A 15,070-nucleotide genomic window follows, 5' to 3' on the forward strand; every position below is an offset into this window, starting at 1 on the left:
TAGCATTCTGCCTAATTTTGCGCCAGTTTTATGACGCAATGCTGATTTGCTGAACGCGATAGCTCGCAAGTAATATAGAAGGAGAAAAATGGCTGTCAAAAAAGAGGTGAAAAATGTCAGTGCCAACGGAATCTATTTCACGCCAGGCGTTACTGGAAATAGCCAATCAGATAATCACGCAGCACGACAATTATTTTGTCGGATTAGAAGCTAATGATGTGATTCAGCAAGGTGAGGTTTTAGTGTTTCGCGGTCCCTATTTTCTTGATGATCAAGGCTTGCCTACGGCCAAAACCACCACGGTATTTAATGTGTTTAAACACCTCGCGGTCGAACTCTCCTCTCAATATCATCTGGCATAAAAAAGCCCGGCAATTGCCGGGCTCGGTTACAACAGCGGCTTCTCGCCGCGCTGCCAAATTTTCAGAATCAACCGCTCTGCCGCCAGACTGGCGCTGTTAGTAAAGCGATCCATCATTTTACGCTTACGTGCATAGTGCACGCCTAACACGGTGAAGCGATCCATATGCCTTATAATCAACGCATCACTGGTGCCGATTTCATCGATCAGACCTAAATCCAGCGCCTGACGGCCATACCAATGCTCGCCGGTCGCCACTTTATTCAGATCAAGCGACGGACGCATCTGCTGTACGAAATCCTTAAACAGCTGATGCGTTTCATTGAGATCTTCCTGGAATTTCTCGCGCCCTTCGTCGGTGTTTTCACCAAACAGCGTTAAGGTACGTTTGTATTGACCGGCGGTATGCAGCTCAACGTCAATATCGTTACGCTTTAACAGGCGGTTGAAGTTAGGGATCTGCGCGACCACGCCAATCGAACCAATAATAGAAAACGGTGCCGCCACAATACGATCCGCCACGCAAGCCATCATGTACCCGCCGCTGGCAGCGACTTTATCCACTACTGCTGTCAATTGCAGCCCGGCATCACGCAGACGTTGCAGCTGCGAAGCCGCCAAACCGTAGCCGTGTACCACGCCGCCTGGGCTTTCCAGACGCAGCAGCACTTCATCACCCGGCAGCGCAACCGCCAGCACCGCGGAGATCTCTTCACGTAATGAAGTGACTTCACTCGCGTCCATGCTGCCTTTGAACTCCAGCACATACAGCGTGGGCTTCAGCGTCTCGCTCACGCCCGCTTTGGCATTGCGTTTATCGGCTTTCGCCTTTTGCTTCTCTTCTTTCTTATGCTGCTTGAGCCACACTTTTTGCGCCTGTGGCTTCATTTTGGCGAGCTGCAGATCCTCCTTCATCTCACGATAGTCATCATCAAGATGCGTCAAACGCAGCTGGCCGCTGCTGTGACGTTTACGCAGCGCGGCATTGAGCACAATCAGAACAATAGCTGCGATCGCCACCACCACGGTGACGGCCTTAGCCAGAAATAATCCGTAACTGGAGAAAAAATCCATTCTGCCGCCTTATTAAACAGTAAATTACAACAGCTTCAAGTTTACCCGCTTTACGCGCTGTCGTCGCCTGAAATGCCCGCAGGCGGCACAGAATGCGAGGCTAAGCGATTGCACCGCGCGGCAAATTCAGGCATAAAGCCAAAAACCTCCTGACCCGAGCAAAGGACATCGCTGTGCATTATCAACCGAAAAGCGATCTGCTGGAAAATCGCATCATTCTCGTTACCGGCGCTTCCGACGGCATTGGCCGTGAAGCGGCGCTGACCTACGCGCGCTACGGCGCGCGCGTCATCCTGTTGGGACGCAACGCCGACACGCTGCAGAAAACTGAGCAAGCCATCAACCAGTTAAACAAGCAGCCTGCGTCTTCTTTATTACTGGATCTGGCTGAAGCCACGCCAGAAAGCTGCCAGCAGCTGGCCGATCAGGTCGCTGCTCTGGTGCCGCGTCTGGATGGCGTGCTGCACAACGCCGGCATTCTGGGCGAGATTGTGCCGCTGGAAGAACTCGATCCGCAGATCTGGCGTGACGTGATGCAGATTAACCTTGATGCCACCTTCTATTTAACCCAGGCATTACTGCCGCTGCTGCTGCAATCAGATGCCGGATCGCTGGTGTTTACCACCTCCAGCGTAGGCCGCACCGGACGTGCCGGCTGGGGCGCGTATGCGGTTTCGAAGTTTGCCACTGAAGGCATGATGCAGGTACTGGCAGACGAGTATAAAAACCGTCATCTGCGAGTGAACTGCATCAATCCTGGCGGCACGCGCACCAAAATGCGCGCCAGCGCCTTCCCGGAAGAGGATGCCAATTTACTCAAAACCCCGGCTGATTTGATGCCGCTCTACCTCTATTTAATGGGCGATGACAGTCGTCGTAAAACCGGCACCAGCTTCGATGCGCAGCCGGGACGTAAAGCGGGGCCAGCAACCGCATGAGCGATCGCCATCAGCAACGCCAGCAACGCCTTAAAGAGCAGGTCGATGCCCGTATCGCCGCCGCTACCGAAACGCGCGGCATTTTGATGGTGTTCACCGGTAACGGCAAAGGCAAAACCACCGCCGCTTTCGGCACCGCGTTGCGCGCCTGCGGGCACGGCAAAAAAGTGGCGGCGGTTCAGTTTATTAAAGGCGAATGGCCAAACGGTGAACGCAACTTGCTGGAGCAGCACGGCGTCGAATTTCAGGTGATGTCCACGGGATTTACCTGGGATACGCAGAACCGCGAGACCGATACCGCCGCCTGTCAGTTGGTGTGGCAGCAGGCGCGTCGCATGTTGGCCGATGACAGCGTCGATCTGGTGATTCTGGATGAAATCACTTACATGGTGAGCATGGATTATCTGGATTTAAATGAGTTGGTGGATGTGCTGAACCAGCGCCCTGCACAGCAAAGCGTGATTATTACTGGTCGCGGCTGCCATCGTACGTTACTGGATTTGGCGGATACCGTGACGGAAATGCGTCCGGTGAAGCATGCGTTCGATGCGGGAATTCAGGCACAGCAAGGAATAGACTGGTAAAACGCTGACGCCGCAAATTACGGCGTCAGGTTTCGCATCAGGAACCGCGTTTGGTGTTATTACGACGCGGATTGTTGCTCACCACACCGTGACGTTTTACCGCACGACGGATTTGGTTAGCCTTGGTGCGACGACGATCCTTTTCGACGGCAACTTTAGTCACCGTCTCTTCCGGCATACTGACTAACGTACGCAGATAGTTGACCGCCGGTAATTCCATCTCGATCCAGCCGCCGCGCGGCAAGCCTTTTGGCAACTGGATATCACCGTAACGCACACGCATCAGTCGGCTAACCTGCACGCCGACCGCTTCCCACAGACGGCGCACTTCGCGGTTACGTCCTTCGGTCAGCGTCACGTTGTACCATTGGTTAATGCCTTCGCCACCGGCAAACTTAATGGTTTTGAACGATGCCGGGCCATCTTCCAGCTGTACGCCTTTGCTCAGCTGACGGATTTTATCGTCATCCACTTCGCCAAACACGCGAACCGCGTATTCACGCTCAACTTCACGGCTTGGGTGCATCAGACGGTTAGCCAGTTCACCATCAGTGGTAAACAGCATCAAACCGCAGGTATTCACATCCAGACGACCAACGGCAATCCAGCGTGAACCACGCAGACGCGGCAGACGATCAAACACGGTTGGACGCCCTTCCGGGTCGTTACGCGTGCAGAGTTCACCTTCCGGTTTGTAATATGCCAGTACGCGGCACACTTCGGTCGCCGACTCAGCGATGGACACCAGATGGCCATCAATACGAATTTTCAGGGATTTATCACTTTCAACACGATCGCCAAGCGTCGCCAGTTTGCCGTCAACGCTGACGCGTCCGGCTGAAATCATGGTTTCGATTTCGCGACGCGAACCGTGACCGGCGCGCGCTAATACTTTCTGTAATTTTTCGCTCATGGAGCCTCGTTGTCGCCTTCCCAGGCGTCGTGGTAAGGAAGAGGTGCGATACAGGGATTACCAATTCCCATATCAGAATCTGTTACCGCTCTGCATCGCTGCTGCAATCTCAGACGGCCCGCGATTTTACACTAACGCAAGTTTTGTTAACACCTTTTCCTTTGCTGCCGATAACAGAGGGTCCGTTAAAAACGGCTTAATTAGCACCACGACAATAAACATTCAGCTGACTGATAGATTGATCTCCTTTTCGTCATCAGCATTCACGCCAAGTCACTGAAATATTGTTACTTGCCGCTTACCGTTCCCGCCTGAATCTGCGCCCGACTTAAGCCACCTGATACATTAGCGCTTCGCAAGACTGCCAGAGCAGTATTGCGCGCCACGCTTAAGGATAATTGCAAACTTTAAATCTAATTAAAAAAGACAAAACAGCATAAAACACTATTTAATGGTGTTAAATAAGCCCTTTTCTGGCAATAAATGTAAATTGATAGTTTATTGGCACTACAGGTTGGATTAAGTCTGTATTTTTGTATTTTTTGATTAATATTAAATTTGATGAATTGTTCTGAAGAAAAAACTGTGTAAAATTTAAGCCTGAAATCCAGTGAGCCGTCATAATAACATAGCTTTTATTTACTATTTATATTCGTTCAACTAACAAACCATTAACGAACACTGTGTAATTTCACTGATATTATAAACCGGCGCGCGCGGGATTTGACGCGTTTATTCATTTACGGAATGAATTTAATTTGCATGTCGAAAGTCTTCACCAGGGATTTTACGGGCATGCTTTAATGAAGATCACTGCCATGAAAACCTCTCTGCTTTGGCCTGCGCTTGCTGCGCTGGCACTGAGCGGTTGTTCCGTGGGCCACACTGAGTACAGTCGTACTGCGATGCAACACGTTGATATGAGCGTGACTGGCATCCCGACTGTACTGGGTTTAGGCATCCTCGGCACAACCATTCCTTTGACGCCAGAATACAGCCTGACGGCGGCGCACGTGGCAAAAACCGCCGTGCAGCGCGTGAAGGCTTATCATCCCTATTGCGACGTCGCGATTATTTATCATAAGAATAGCCCAGAAACGCTGGCTAAATTCCGCAGCGGTGCGATTGGTGAACCGATTAAAATGTACGGTTACAGCTTTATTTCCGCTATGCCGGTGGAATCGAGCGGCGTTAATTTAGCGCGCACCGCAATTACCAATAAATGGAATAAAAAGCCCTGCATGGCGATGGCATCAAATGCTGGTGTTGTGCAAGGAATGTCAGGTGGCGCGGTATATAATGCTGACCAAACTATTGGTGGCGTGATTGTCGGTTACAGCCATGAAATATCCAATGTGCGCAGCAAGAAAGTCATCTTAAAAGATGTCTCTCTGTATATTCCGTACGGGGATTTCAAAAATTGGCTGGAATCCAATATTGGTCAGACGCAGAACGCCACGCCTGACCATGCATGATTACTCGAACGGGCGCGTGTCACCGACGCCTTCGCGCACCACTACTGGCGCATCGCTGGTGAGATCGATCACCGTGGTCGGCTGCTGTCCCAGCGTACCGCCATCTATGATCAGATCCACCAGCTTGCCAATGCTGTACTGAATCTCTTCCGGATCGGATTCGGTAAAATCGTTTCCCGGTAGCATCAGCGAAGTCGACATCATCGGTTCATTGAGGCGCTCCAATATTGCCAGCGCTACCGGATTCGACGGCACGCGCAGACCGATGGTTTTACGTTTGTCATTCATCAGACGACGCGGCACTTCTTTCGTCGCCTTCAAAATGAAGGTGTAATTGCCCGGCGTGTTATTTTTCAGGATGCGAAACGCGGAGTTATCCACCTGCGCGTATGTCGACAGCTCCGACAAATCGCGACACATCAGCGTGAAGTTGTGATTGCCATCCAATTGACGAATGCGACAAATGCGCTCCATGGCATTTTTCTCTTCCAAACGACAACCCAGCGCATAGCCAGAATCGGTTGGATATACAATCACGCTGCCTTTGTTCAGATAATCAACGGCCTGATTCACCAGGCGCGGCTGCGGATTGTCGGGATGAATGTGAAAATATTGACTCATAAAAACCTCATATCACCTGTCTGCAACAGCAATGCTGGGCGCCAACTCGGGGAAGCGTTCCCAAACCGGCTGCACGCCGCCCGGTAACCATAACTTGCGTCCCAGTTCTATCCACGGACAAGGTTGGTGAAAATCTGATCCCTGCGACCCGGCTAACTGATGGTCACGCGCATAAGTTGCCAGCTGCGTGCGCTCGTTTGGCGCTTGCTGACACTGCGCGACTTCCATGGCATCGCCGCCCACGTCGGCAAAATGCGCAATCAGCCGCTTTAACCATTTAGCTGACAAACCATAACGACCGGGATGCGCCAAAACGGCATAGCCGCCAGAATGATGAATAGCATCAATGGCTTGTTTAATTGTACACCATTGCGGAGGCACGTAGCCGGTTTTCCCGCGCGCCAGATAATTCTTGAACACCTGCGCCATATTATCGGCTTTGCCAATCTCCACCAGATAACGCGCAAAATGGCCACGCGTAATCAGGCCGCCTTGTGCCAGACGTTGGGCTCCGGCCAGCGCATCAGGAATACGCGCGCGCTCAAGGCGTTCGGCAATTTGCTGCGCGCGATCTACACGTGTCTGATGCTGTTGTGCGAGGAATTCAGTCAACGCGGGATGCTGGCAATCGACATTCAGCCCCACAATGTGGATTTCGTGATTTTCCCATAAGGTTGACGCTTCTAAACCGGCTAGCACGCGGATCGGCAGATCCTGTTGCGCCACTGCCGCCTGCGCTTCTGCCACGCCCGCCACCGTGTCGTGATCGGTGATCGCCAGCACGCCGACTTTCATCTCAACCGCACGCTGCACCAGCGCGGTTGGCGTTAATAAGCCGTCAGAAGCCAGCGTATGGCTGTGTAAATCATAAAGGGGAAAACGAGCGATGTCCGACAAGATAACTCCAGCAACTGCATAAACCGGCAGGCATGATAACGATTTTGTCCCTGGCTGAAAAAGGGTATTGACATTTTTCGCCCGAACCAGTTAACTAGTACACAAGTTCACACGTAACGGGTATTTAATCATGACTATTTTCGGTACGCTTTTAAATGGTTGGTGGCGCGAAGATCCCTTTATCGGGCGACATCGTCGTGCACAACTCGCGTAACCGCAGTGCAGATTGATACCTAAGCCCGCCACCGAGCGGGCTTTTTTTTGAGCGAAATTCAGAGAATCCATTATGGCTATTGCGAAACCTACATTGAAGTTGATAACCGGTACCGCGCCCTACCGCGAAGATCCGGCCGCAGTGTTTCATCAATTATGCGGCGCACGTCCAGCAACTCTGCTGCTTGAATCCGCTGATATCGACAGCAAACAAAACCTGAAAAGCCTGTTAATCGTCGATAGCGCGCTGCGCGTCAGCGCGCTGGGCAACATCGTCACCATCAAAGCGCTGTCGGAAAATGGTCGCGCCATCTTGCCACTGCTGGACGAAGCGCTGCCACCTGAAGTGCGCATCGATGTGCGCCCCGATGGCCGCGAGCTGCATTTCACTCAGCCGCAAGGTATGCAGGACGAAGATTCCCGCCTGAAAGCCCTTTCGGTTTTTGATGCGCTGCGCCTGATTCCGCAATTGGTGAACAGCCCGGAAGAAGAGCGCGAAGCGATGCTGCTTGGTGGCTTGTTCGCCTATGACTTGGTAGCCGGTTTCGAAGATCTGCCGGAACTGCGCAACGAACAGCGTTGCCCGGATTACTGCTTCTATCTGGCCGAAACTTTGCTGGTGATCGACCATCAGCAACGCACGGCGCGCCTGCAGGCCAGCTTGTTCAGCCCATCGACCAGCGAGTTCCAGCGTCTGCAAGGCCGCATCGAACAACTGCGCGGCCAGATGACGCAAGCTGCGCCAGCATTGCCGGTCCAGCGCGTCGAGCAAATGACGCTGAGCACCAGTCAAAGCGACGAAGAGTATTGCAACGTGGTACGTGAGATGCAGGAAGCGATTCGCATCGGCGAAATCTTCCAGGTTGTCCCTTCGCGTCGCTTCTCGCTGCCGTGTCCTTCTCCACTGGCCGCTTACGACACGCTGAAAAACAGCAACCCAAGCCCTTATATGTTCTTTATGCAGGATCAGGACTTCGCATTGTTTGGCGCCTCGCCAGAAAGCTCACTGAAATATGACGCGACCTCGCGCCAGATTGAGATTTACCCGATTGCCGGCACACGCCCACGCGGCCGCCATGCTGATGGCTCGCTGGATCGCGATCTCGACAGCCGCATTGAACTGGAAATGCGCACCGATCATAAAGAGATGGCCGAACACCTGATGCTGGTGGATTTAGCGCGTAACGATTTGGCGCGCATCTGCGTGCCGGGCAGCCGCTACGTGGCTGACCTGACCAAAGTGGACCGCTATTCGTTCGTGATGCATCTGGTGTCACGCGTGGTCGGCACGCTACGCGCAGACCTCGACGTACTGCACGCGTACCGCGCCTGCATGAACATGGGCACGCTGAGTGGTGCACCAAAAGTACGTGCGATGCAGCTGATTGCCGGGAAAGAAGGCACACGTCGCGGCAGCTACGGCGGCGCAGTGGGCTATTTCACCGCTAACGGCGATCTGGATACCTGCATCGTTATCCGCTCTGCGTGGGTCGAAGACGGCGTTGCTACCGTGCAAGCCGGCGCCGGTGTGGTGCTGGATTCACAGCCACAGGCAGAAGCGGACGAAAGCCGCAACAAAGCGCGCGCGGTATTGCGTGCCATCGCAACAGCCCATCACTGCAAGGAGATTTTCTGATGGCCGATATCCTGCTGCTAGATAACATCGACTCCTTTACTTACAACCTCGTTGATCAGCTGCGTACTTTCGGCCACAACGTGGTGATTTACCGCAACAACGTGCCCGCTGAAGTGCTGATTGAACGCCTGCAGCAGATGGAAAATCCGATTCTGATGCTGTCGCCGGGTCCGGGCGCGCCGAAAGATGCCGGTTGCATGCCAGATTTACTGCAAGCGCTGCGCGGCCGCCTGCCGATTATCGGGATCTGTCTCGGTCATCAGGCGATTGTTGAAGCTTACGGCGGACATGTCGGCCAGGCCGGCGAGATCCTGCACGGCAAAGCGTCTTCTATTACCCACGATGGCGAAGGCATGTTCGCGGGCCTGAGCAATCCGCTGCCGGTGGCACGTTATCACTCGCTGGTCGGCAGCAATACACCAGCCGAATTGACCGTTAACGCCAGCTACAACGGCATGGTGATGGCCGTGCGCCACGATGCCGACCGTGTGTGTGGCTTCCAGTTCCACCCCGAATCCATTCTCACCACTCAGGGCGCGCGCTTGTTAGAACAGACGTTGGCCTGGGCGCTGGCGAAGTAATAGGGAGATTATGATGCAAACTATTCTGGAAAAACTTTATCAGTCCGAGACGCTGAGCCAGGGCGAAAGCCACCAGCTATTTAGCGCGATTATCACCGGTCAGCTGGAGCCGACGCAGTTAGCCGCCGCGCTGATCGCCATGAAAGTCCGTGGCGAACGTCCGGAAGAGATCGCTGGTGCCGCTTCCGCGTTGCTGGCCGATGCGAAACCGTTCCCGCGTCCGGATTACACCTTTGCCGATATCGTGGGTACCGGCGGTGACGGCAGCAACAGCATCAATATTTCGACCGCCAGCGCCTTTGTCGCGGCAACTTGTGGCCTGAAAGTGGCGAAGCACGGCAATCGCAGCGTCTCCAGCAAATCTGGATCTTCCGATCTGCTGGCGGCTTTTGGCATCAATCTGGATATGCCTGCTGAACAGGCACGCCAGGCGCTGGACGATCTCAACGTCTGCTTCTTGTTTGCCCCGCAGTATCACAGCGGTTTTCGTCACGCGATGCCGGTACGCCAGCAGTTGAAAACCCGTACGATCTTTAACGTGCTGGGTCCGCTGATCAACCCTGCGCGTCCACCGCTGGCGGTGATTGGCGTTTATAGCCCGGAGCTGGTGCTACCGATCGCTCAAACGCTGAAAGTGCTCGGCTATCAACGTGCCGCGGTGGTACATGGCGGTGGCATGGATGAAGTGGCGCTGCACAGCCCAACGCAGGTCGCTGAGCTGCGTGATGGCGAAATCACCGGCTATCAGCTGACGCCAGAAGACTTCGGTTTTGGCTTCCATGATAAAGACGCGTTGGCAGGCGGCACGCCGGAAGAAAACCGTGACATTCTGACCCGTTTACTCCAGGGTAAAGGCCAGCCCGCCCATGAACAGGCGGTTGCGGTGAACGTCGCAATGTTACTGAAAGTGTTCGGAAATGAAGATTTGCGCGACAACGCACAACGCGCCATCGCTGCCATTCGCAGCGGACAGGCTTACGAGCGCGTTGTCGCTCTGGCAGCGAGAGGATGAGATGAGTATTAAGGGCACTGTTTTAGAGAAAATCGTACAAGATAAAGCCGTCTGGGTTGAAGCGCGCAAAGCACAGCAGCCGCTGGCCACCTTCCAGAACGATTTACAGCCTGCGGAACGTCATTTTTACGATGCACTGCGTGGCTCACGCACCGTATTCATCCTGGAATGCAAAAAAGCCTCACCTTCCAAAGGGCTGATTCGCGAGGATTTTGATCCCGCGACTATTGCTGGCGTTTACCGTCACCACGCTTCTGCGGTATCGGTGTTAACCGATGAAAAATACTTCCAGGGCGATTTTGCGTTCCTGCCGATTGTCAGCGACGCCATCACGCAACCGGTGTTGTGCAAAGACTTCATCATCGATCCGTACCAGATCTATCTGGCGCGCCATTATCAAGCCGATGCCATCCTGCTGATGTTGTCGGTGCTGGATGATGAGCAATATCGTCAGCTCGCCGCCGTGGCGCACAGCCTGAAAATGGGCGTGCTGACCGAAGTGAGTAATGAAGAAGAGATGGAACGTGCCATCGCGCTGGAAGCCAAAGTCGTCGGCATTAATAACCGCGACCTGCGCGACCTGTCGATCGACCTGAACCGCACACGTCAATTAGCGCCGCGTCTCGGACATGGCGTCACCGTCATTAGCGAATCCGGCATCCACAATTACGCGCAGGTACGTGAATTAAGCCACTTCGCTAACGGCTTCCTGATTGGCTCCGCGCTGATGGAAGAAGCGGATCTCACCGCTGGCGTTCGTCGCGTGTTGCTTGGCGATAACAAAGTCTGTGGCCTGACCCGCGCTGAAGATGCGCGTGCAGCGCAGGAAGCTGGCGCCATATACGGTGGCTTGATCTTCGCAGAAGGCTCGCCGCGTAAAATCAGCATTGAGCAGGCGCAGTTGGTTCAGGCTGCTGCCCCGCTGAAGTATGTTGGCGTGTTCCGCAACAACGCTTTAAGTGACATTGTCACGCTTGCGGAGACGTTAAAACTGGCCGCAGTACAATTGCACGGCGATGAAGATCAGGCGTTTGTCGCACAACTGCGTCAGGCGCTGCCAGCAGACACTAAAATCTGGAAAGCGCTGAGCATCAAAGATCACCTACCTGCGCGCGACTGGCCGCACGTCGATCGCTACGTGTTCGATAACGGCCAGGGCGGCACCGGCCAGCGTTTCGATTGGTCACTGCTGCAAGGCCAGGATCTCAGCAACGTATTGCTGGCCGGTGGCTTAAGCGCTGACAACTGCGTTGAAGCCGCGCAGTTGGGCTGTGCCGGCCTCGATTTCAACTCCGGCGTAGAATCTGCGCCAGGCATTAAAGATGCCAGCAAAGTCGCGGCGGTATTCCGCACGCTGCGCGCCTATTAATTTCGCTTGCCCGCCATCGCGCGGGCCGAATAAGGAAGATGAAAAAATGACCACGTTATTGAATCCCTATTTTGGCGAGTTTGGCGGCCAATATGTGCCGCAAATCCTGATGCCAGCCTTGCGCCAGCTGGAAAATGCGTTTGTTGAAGCGCAGCGCGATCCCGAGTTTCAGGCCGAGTTTACTGACCTGCTGAAAAACTACGCTGGACGCCCAACGGCTTTGACGCTGTGCAGCAACCTGACCAAAGGCACCAAAACCCGCCTCTATTTGAAGCGTGAAGATTTGCTGCACGGTGGCGCGCACAAAACCAATCAGGTGCTGGGTCAGGCGCTGTTGGCTAAGCGTATGGGTAAAAACGAGATCATCGCAGAAACCGGCGCCGGTCAGCATGGTGTCGCATCAGCGTTAGCCTGTGCCCTGCTGGGTATGAAGTGCCGCATCTATATGGGCGCGAAAGATGTTGAACGTCAGTCACCAAACGTATTCCGTATGCGTTTGATGGGCGCGGAAGTGATTCCAGTGCATAGCGGTTCAGCCACGCTGAAAGATGCCTGTAACGAGGCGCTGCGCGACTGGTCTGGCAGCTATGAAACCGCGCACTACATGCTCGGCACCGCCGCAGGCCCGCACCCGTTCCCGACTATCGTCCGTGAATTCCAGCGCATGATTGGCGAAGAGACCAAAGCCCAGATTCTGGAGCGCGAAGGTCGTTTGCCCGATGCAGTGTTAGCCTGCGTGGGCGGTGGTTCGAACGCTATCGGCATGTTCGCTGACTTCATCGAAGAAGAAAGCGTTGGTCTGATCGGCGTAGAGCCGGCGGGTCACGGAATCGAAACCGGTGAACACGGTGCGCCGCTCAAACATGGTCGCGTCGGGATCTACTTCGGCATGAAAGCGCCGATGATGCAGACCGAAGAGGGGCAGATTGAAGAATCCTACTCCATCTCTGCAGGTCTGGACTTCCCATCGGTGGGACCTCAACATGCGCATCTGAACAGTATTGGCCGCGCGGAATATGTGTCGATCACCGATGATGAAGCGCTCAGCGCCTTCAAAGAGCTGTGCCGTGCTGAAGGGATTATTCCTGCACTCGAATCCTCACACGCGCTGGCACATGCGCTGAAAATGATCCGCGAGAATCCGGAAAAAGAGCAGCTGCTGGTAGTTAATCTTTCCGGACGCGGCGATAAAGACATCTTCACCGTTCACGATATTTTGAAAGCCAAGGGAGAGATCTGATGGAACGTTATAATCAGCTGTTTCAACGTCTGTCGGCGCAGAAAGAAGGCGCATTTGTCCCCTTCGTTACCCTCGGCGATCCGTCACCTGAACTGTCGCTGAAAATTATCGATACTTTGGTGGAGGGCGGTGCGGACGCGTTAGAGCTCGGTATTCCGTTCTCGGATCCACTGGCCGATGGCCCAACCATTCAGGGCGCGACCCTGCGTGCCTTTGCTTCCGGCACCACCGTTGCGCAGTGTTTTGAAATTCTGGCCGCCGTGCGCCAAAAATATCCCGACCTGCCGATTGGCTTGTTGATGTACGCCAATCTGGTGTTCAGCAAAGGTATCGACAACTTTTATGCGCAGTGTGAAGCGGTGGGCGTCGATTCCGTGCTGGTTGCTGATGTGCCGCTGGAAGAGTCTGCGCCGTTCCGTCAGGCTGCGATGCGCCACAATGTGGCACCGATCTTTATCTGTCCGCCAAATGCCGACGATGAACTGCTGCGCGAGATTGCTGCGCACGGTCGCGGATATACCTATCTGCTGTCACGCGCAGGCGTCACCGGTTCAGAAAATCGTGCCAGCCTGCCACTGCATCACCTGATCGAAAAACTGCGTGAGCTTAACGCTGCGCCACCGCTGCAGGGCTTTGGTATCTCTGAGCCTGGCCAGGTTAAAGAAGCGATTGCTGCGGGTGCGGCGGGCGCCATTTCCGGTTCGGCGATTGTGAAAATCATTGAGCGTAACCAGAATGATCCGGCAACGCTGCTCAGCGAGCTGAAAGCCTTTGTGAGCAGCCTGAAAGCGGCCACTCGCTAAAATCCTTCAAGGCCTTATTCCCGCGCGGATAAGGCCTTTTTACCGTCATAAACCTCCCCCCTGCTCATTTTCTCGGCCACTCTCAGCTTTTCATACCCAGCTAAAACTGGGATTGGATCAATAAGTGGCAAAAAATCCCTATTTCTCACTTTTTTGCACCCGCCGATTTGCCGATTTCGCATCGCCAGACCACAATTAACTGCGCCGCCCCATTGCGGCGAAACATCATCTAAGACAGGGAGATAACCAATGAATTTTTTCAAAGTCGTTGCAGGATTTATGATGGCTGCGGTAATGGCGCTGGCTCTTAGCGCGTGTGCACCCACAGCAACCAAAGAAGGCACTGGCGGTTACATCGACGATACCGTAGTAACCACCAAAGTTAAGGCTCAGCTGTTGAATGACGAGTCGCTGAAATCGACCGAAATCAATGTTGAAACCTTCAAGGGTAAAGTTCAGCTGAGCGGTTTTGTCAGCTCACCGCAGATGGCAAATCGCGCAGTGGCCGTAACGCGTAGCGTGGCAGGCGTGAAGTCTGTGGTTAACAATATGCAGATCAAATAACACAACGGGCGACCTTCTGGTCGCCCGCTTCATTTCTGGTTGCCGATTAGAATCGATATCCCGCACCAAAGAAGAACACCCACGGATCAATACGCGTGTTGATGTTTTGCTGCTCACCACCGGCTTTGAATTTCACTTCGGTATCAATATCCATGTACCACAGCGATGCGTTCAGCATCCAGTCGCGGTTGATTTGATAATCCAGACCAACTTGTCCGGCCATGCCCCACGAGTCTTTTACGCTCAGGTCGCTTAAACCGGCATCCTGTCCAGTCTGATTGAATTTGGCATCATAGAAGGTGGTGTAGTTAATACCGACGCCCACATACGGGCGGACTTTGCTTTTGCTATCAAAGAAATAGTACTGCGCCATTAAGGTTGGCGGCAGCTGGCGCACGGTGGCCAGATTTCCGGTGGCGCCCAGTCCAACCTTATGACGAAAAGGTGTGGCGGCCAGCAGCTCAACGCCGATGTTATCCGTCGCCATATAGGTAAAGGTTAAACCCAGTTGCGTATCGTTGCTGACGTTAAAGCCGCCCATACCCAGCACATTGTCAGAGCCTTCGGTCGGACGGACGGTGGCGCTACCTGCGCGCATAAAAAAATCACCGGCTTCATGAGCCAGAGCCAGTTGCGGAATTGCCAGCGCCATCAGCAGTGCGCATTTTGCCAGTTTCATAATCACTCCTTTGCCAAAAAAGATGGGTCTCGATGTTGAATGCGGCACAACATTTACCCCTTTTTTGGTAAAAGATCATCTGCATCAATCTAAATTAATCACTTAAAAAA

General features: G+C 53.8%; 15 protein-coding genes, 1 pseudogene and 1 other annotated feature. Of the genes and pseudogenes, 10 read left to right on the forward strand and 6 right to left on the reverse strand.

Annotated elements, in window-relative coordinates:
- Positions 1–113 precede the first annotated feature (113 nt).
- Positions 114–362, forward strand: coding sequence for a DUF2498 family protein (locus FHW71_RS00795; protein WP_179450699.1), 249 nt, complete (start codon positions 114–116; stop codon positions 360–362).
- Positions 363–388: 26 nt separating this feature from the next.
- Here FHW71_RS00795 and sohB read toward each other — a convergent pair whose 3' ends face one another.
- Positions 389–1,435: a protease SohB gene (gene sohB, locus FHW71_RS00800; RefSeq protein ID WP_179450697.1), complete on the reverse strand. Its 1,047-nt coding sequence runs from the start codon at positions 1,433–1,435 to the stop codon at positions 389–391.
- A gap of 173 nt (positions 1,436–1,608) precedes the next feature.
- Here sohB and FHW71_RS00805 point away from each other — a divergent pair, with 173 nt between their 5' ends.
- Positions 1,609–2,373, forward strand: coding sequence for a YciK family oxidoreductase (locus tag FHW71_RS00805; protein ID WP_061718782.1), 765 nt, complete (start codon positions 1,609–1,611; stop codon positions 2,371–2,373).
- Entirely contained in the window at positions 2,370–2,957 is a 588-nt protein-coding gene (cobO, locus tag FHW71_RS00810) for a cob(I)yrinic acid a,c-diamide adenosyltransferase (protein WP_154156305.1), read from the forward strand. The genes FHW71_RS00805 and cobO overlap by 4 nt, the downstream gene beginning before the upstream one ends.
- A 37-nt stretch (positions 2,958–2,994) precedes the next feature.
- Here cobO and rluB read toward each other — a convergent pair whose 3' ends face one another.
- A complete protein-coding gene (gene rluB, locus FHW71_RS00815) occupies positions 2,995–3,870 on the reverse strand; it encodes a 23S rRNA pseudouridine(2605) synthase RluB (RefSeq protein WP_008106535.1) in 876 nt (291 codons plus the stop codon).
- A gap of 818 nt (positions 3,871–4,688) precedes the next feature.
- Here rluB and FHW71_RS00820 point away from each other — a divergent pair.
- A complete protein-coding gene (locus tag FHW71_RS00820; RefSeq protein ID WP_175501684.1) occupies positions 4,689–5,345 on the forward strand; it encodes a serine protease in 657 nt (218 codons plus the stop codon).
- Here FHW71_RS00820 and FHW71_RS00825 read toward each other — a convergent pair whose 3' ends face one another.
- Positions 5,346–5,966 carry an L-threonylcarbamoyladenylate synthase gene (locus FHW71_RS00825; RefSeq protein WP_008106539.1) on the reverse strand — a complete coding sequence of 207 codons (621 nt, stop codon included), beginning with the start codon at positions 5,964–5,966 and terminating at the stop codon, positions 5,346–5,348.
- 12 nt (positions 5,967–5,978) lie between these two features.
- Complete coding sequence (locus FHW71_RS00830; protein WP_179450695.1) at positions 5,979–6,863, reverse strand: PHP domain-containing protein; 885 nt, start codon at positions 6,861–6,863, stop codon at positions 5,979–5,981.
- A 154-nt stretch (positions 6,864–7,017) separates the two neighbouring features.
- Positions 7,018–7,126 (forward strand) — a sequence feature (Trp leader region).
- Positions 7,127–7,149: 23 nt separating this feature from the next.
- Here FHW71_RS00830 and FHW71_RS00835 point away from each other — a divergent pair.
- The 5 genes and pseudogenes from FHW71_RS00835 to trpA all read left to right on the forward strand — a co-directional run bounded on the left by FHW71_RS00835 (position 7,150) and on the right by trpA (position 13,717).
- Complete coding sequence (locus tag FHW71_RS00835) at positions 7,150–8,712, forward strand: anthranilate synthase component 1 (protein ID WP_008106546.1); 1,563 nt, start codon at positions 7,150–7,152, stop codon at positions 8,710–8,712.
- A pseudogene (trpD, locus tag FHW71_RS23970) lies at positions 8,712–10,305 on the forward strand (bifunctional anthranilate synthase glutamate amidotransferase component TrpG/anthranilate phosphoribosyltransferase TrpD). The gene FHW71_RS00835 and the pseudogene trpD overlap by 1 nt, the downstream one beginning before the upstream one ends.
- Position 10,306: 1 nt before the next feature.
- On the forward strand, positions 10,307–11,674 hold the full coding sequence (trpCF, locus tag FHW71_RS00850; protein WP_179450693.1) for a bifunctional indole-3-glycerol-phosphate synthase TrpC/phosphoribosylanthranilate isomerase TrpF: 1,368 nt from the start codon (positions 10,307–10,309) through the stop codon (positions 11,672–11,674).
- A 46-nt stretch (positions 11,675–11,720) separates the two neighbouring features.
- Entirely contained in the window at positions 11,721–12,914 is a 1,194-nt protein-coding gene (gene trpB, locus FHW71_RS00855; RefSeq protein ID WP_007892408.1) for a tryptophan synthase subunit beta, read from the forward strand.
- Positions 12,914–13,717 carry a tryptophan synthase subunit alpha gene (gene trpA / locus FHW71_RS00860; protein ID WP_179450691.1) on the forward strand — a complete coding sequence of 268 codons (804 nt, stop codon included), beginning with the start codon at positions 12,914–12,916 and terminating at the stop codon, positions 13,715–13,717. Before trpB ends, trpA begins: the two co-directional genes overlap by 1 nt.
- Positions 13,718–13,731: 14 nt before the next feature.
- On the opposite strand, the gene FHW71_RS00865 is transcribed toward trpA, so the two are convergent.
- Positions 13,732–13,980, reverse strand: a complete 249-nt coding sequence (locus tag FHW71_RS00865; protein WP_179450689.1) for a hypothetical protein — start codon at positions 13,978–13,980, stop codon at positions 13,732–13,734.
- Here FHW71_RS00865 and FHW71_RS00870 point away from each other — a divergent pair.
- Entirely contained in the window at positions 13,967–14,281 is a 315-nt protein-coding gene (locus FHW71_RS00870) for a BON domain-containing protein (protein ID WP_008106555.1), read from the forward strand. The two genes, FHW71_RS00865 and FHW71_RS00870, sit on opposite strands and share 14 nt — an antisense overlap.
- 46 nt (positions 14,282–14,327) lie before the next feature.
- On the opposite strand, the gene ompW is transcribed toward FHW71_RS00870, so the two are convergent.
- Positions 14,328–14,960: an outer membrane protein OmpW gene (gene ompW, locus FHW71_RS00875; protein WP_008106557.1), complete on the reverse strand. Its 633-nt coding sequence runs from the start codon at positions 14,958–14,960 to the stop codon at positions 14,328–14,330.
- Positions 14,961–15,070 lie beyond the last annotated feature (110 nt).

Origin of the sequence: Enterobacter sp. Sphag1F, assembly GCF_014193275.1 — a bacterium.
Lineage (GTDB): Bacteria > Pseudomonadota > Gammaproteobacteria > Enterobacterales > Enterobacteriaceae > Pantoea > Pantoea symbiotica.

Bases quoted from the DNA above. Each gene is read 5' to 3' on its own strand.
- FHW71_RS00835 (WP_008106546.1), top strand. From the start codon at position 7,150: ATGGCTATTGCGAAACCTACATTGAAGTTGATAACCGGTACCGCGCCC.
- trpA (WP_179450691.1), top strand. From the start codon at position 12,914: ATGGAACGTTATAATCAGCTGTTTCAACGTCTGTCGGCGCAGAAAGAA.
- rluB (WP_008106535.1), bottom strand. From the start codon at position 3,870: ATGAGCGAAAAATTACAGAAAGTATTAGCGCGCGCCGGTCACGGTTCG.
- cobO (WP_154156305.1), top strand. From the start codon at position 2,370: ATGAGCGATCGCCATCAGCAACGCCAGCAACGCCTTAAAGAGCAGGTC.
- trpCF (WP_179450693.1), top strand. From the start codon at position 10,307: ATGAGTATTAAGGGCACTGTTTTAGAGAAAATCGTACAAGATAAAGCC.
- FHW71_RS00795 (WP_179450699.1), top strand. From the start codon at position 114: ATGTCAGTGCCAACGGAATCTATTTCACGCCAGGCGTTACTGGAAATA.
- FHW71_RS00870 (WP_008106555.1), top strand. From the start codon at position 13,967: ATGAATTTTTTCAAAGTCGTTGCAGGATTTATGATGGCTGCGGTAATG.
- FHW71_RS00820 (WP_175501684.1), top strand. From the start codon at position 4,689: ATGAAAACCTCTCTGCTTTGGCCTGCGCTTGCTGCGCTGGCACTGAGC.
- ompW (WP_008106557.1), bottom strand. From the start codon at position 14,960: ATGAAACTGGCAAAATGCGCACTGCTGATGGCGCTGGCAATTCCGCAA.
- sohB (WP_179450697.1), bottom strand. From the start codon at position 1,435: ATGGATTTTTTCTCCAGTTACGGATTATTTCTGGCTAAGGCCGTCACC.
- FHW71_RS00825 (WP_008106539.1), bottom strand. From the start codon at position 5,966: ATGAGTCAATATTTTCACATTCATCCCGACAATCCGCAGCCGCGCCTG.
- trpB (WP_007892408.1), top strand. From the start codon at position 11,721: ATGACCACGTTATTGAATCCCTATTTTGGCGAGTTTGGCGGCCAATAT.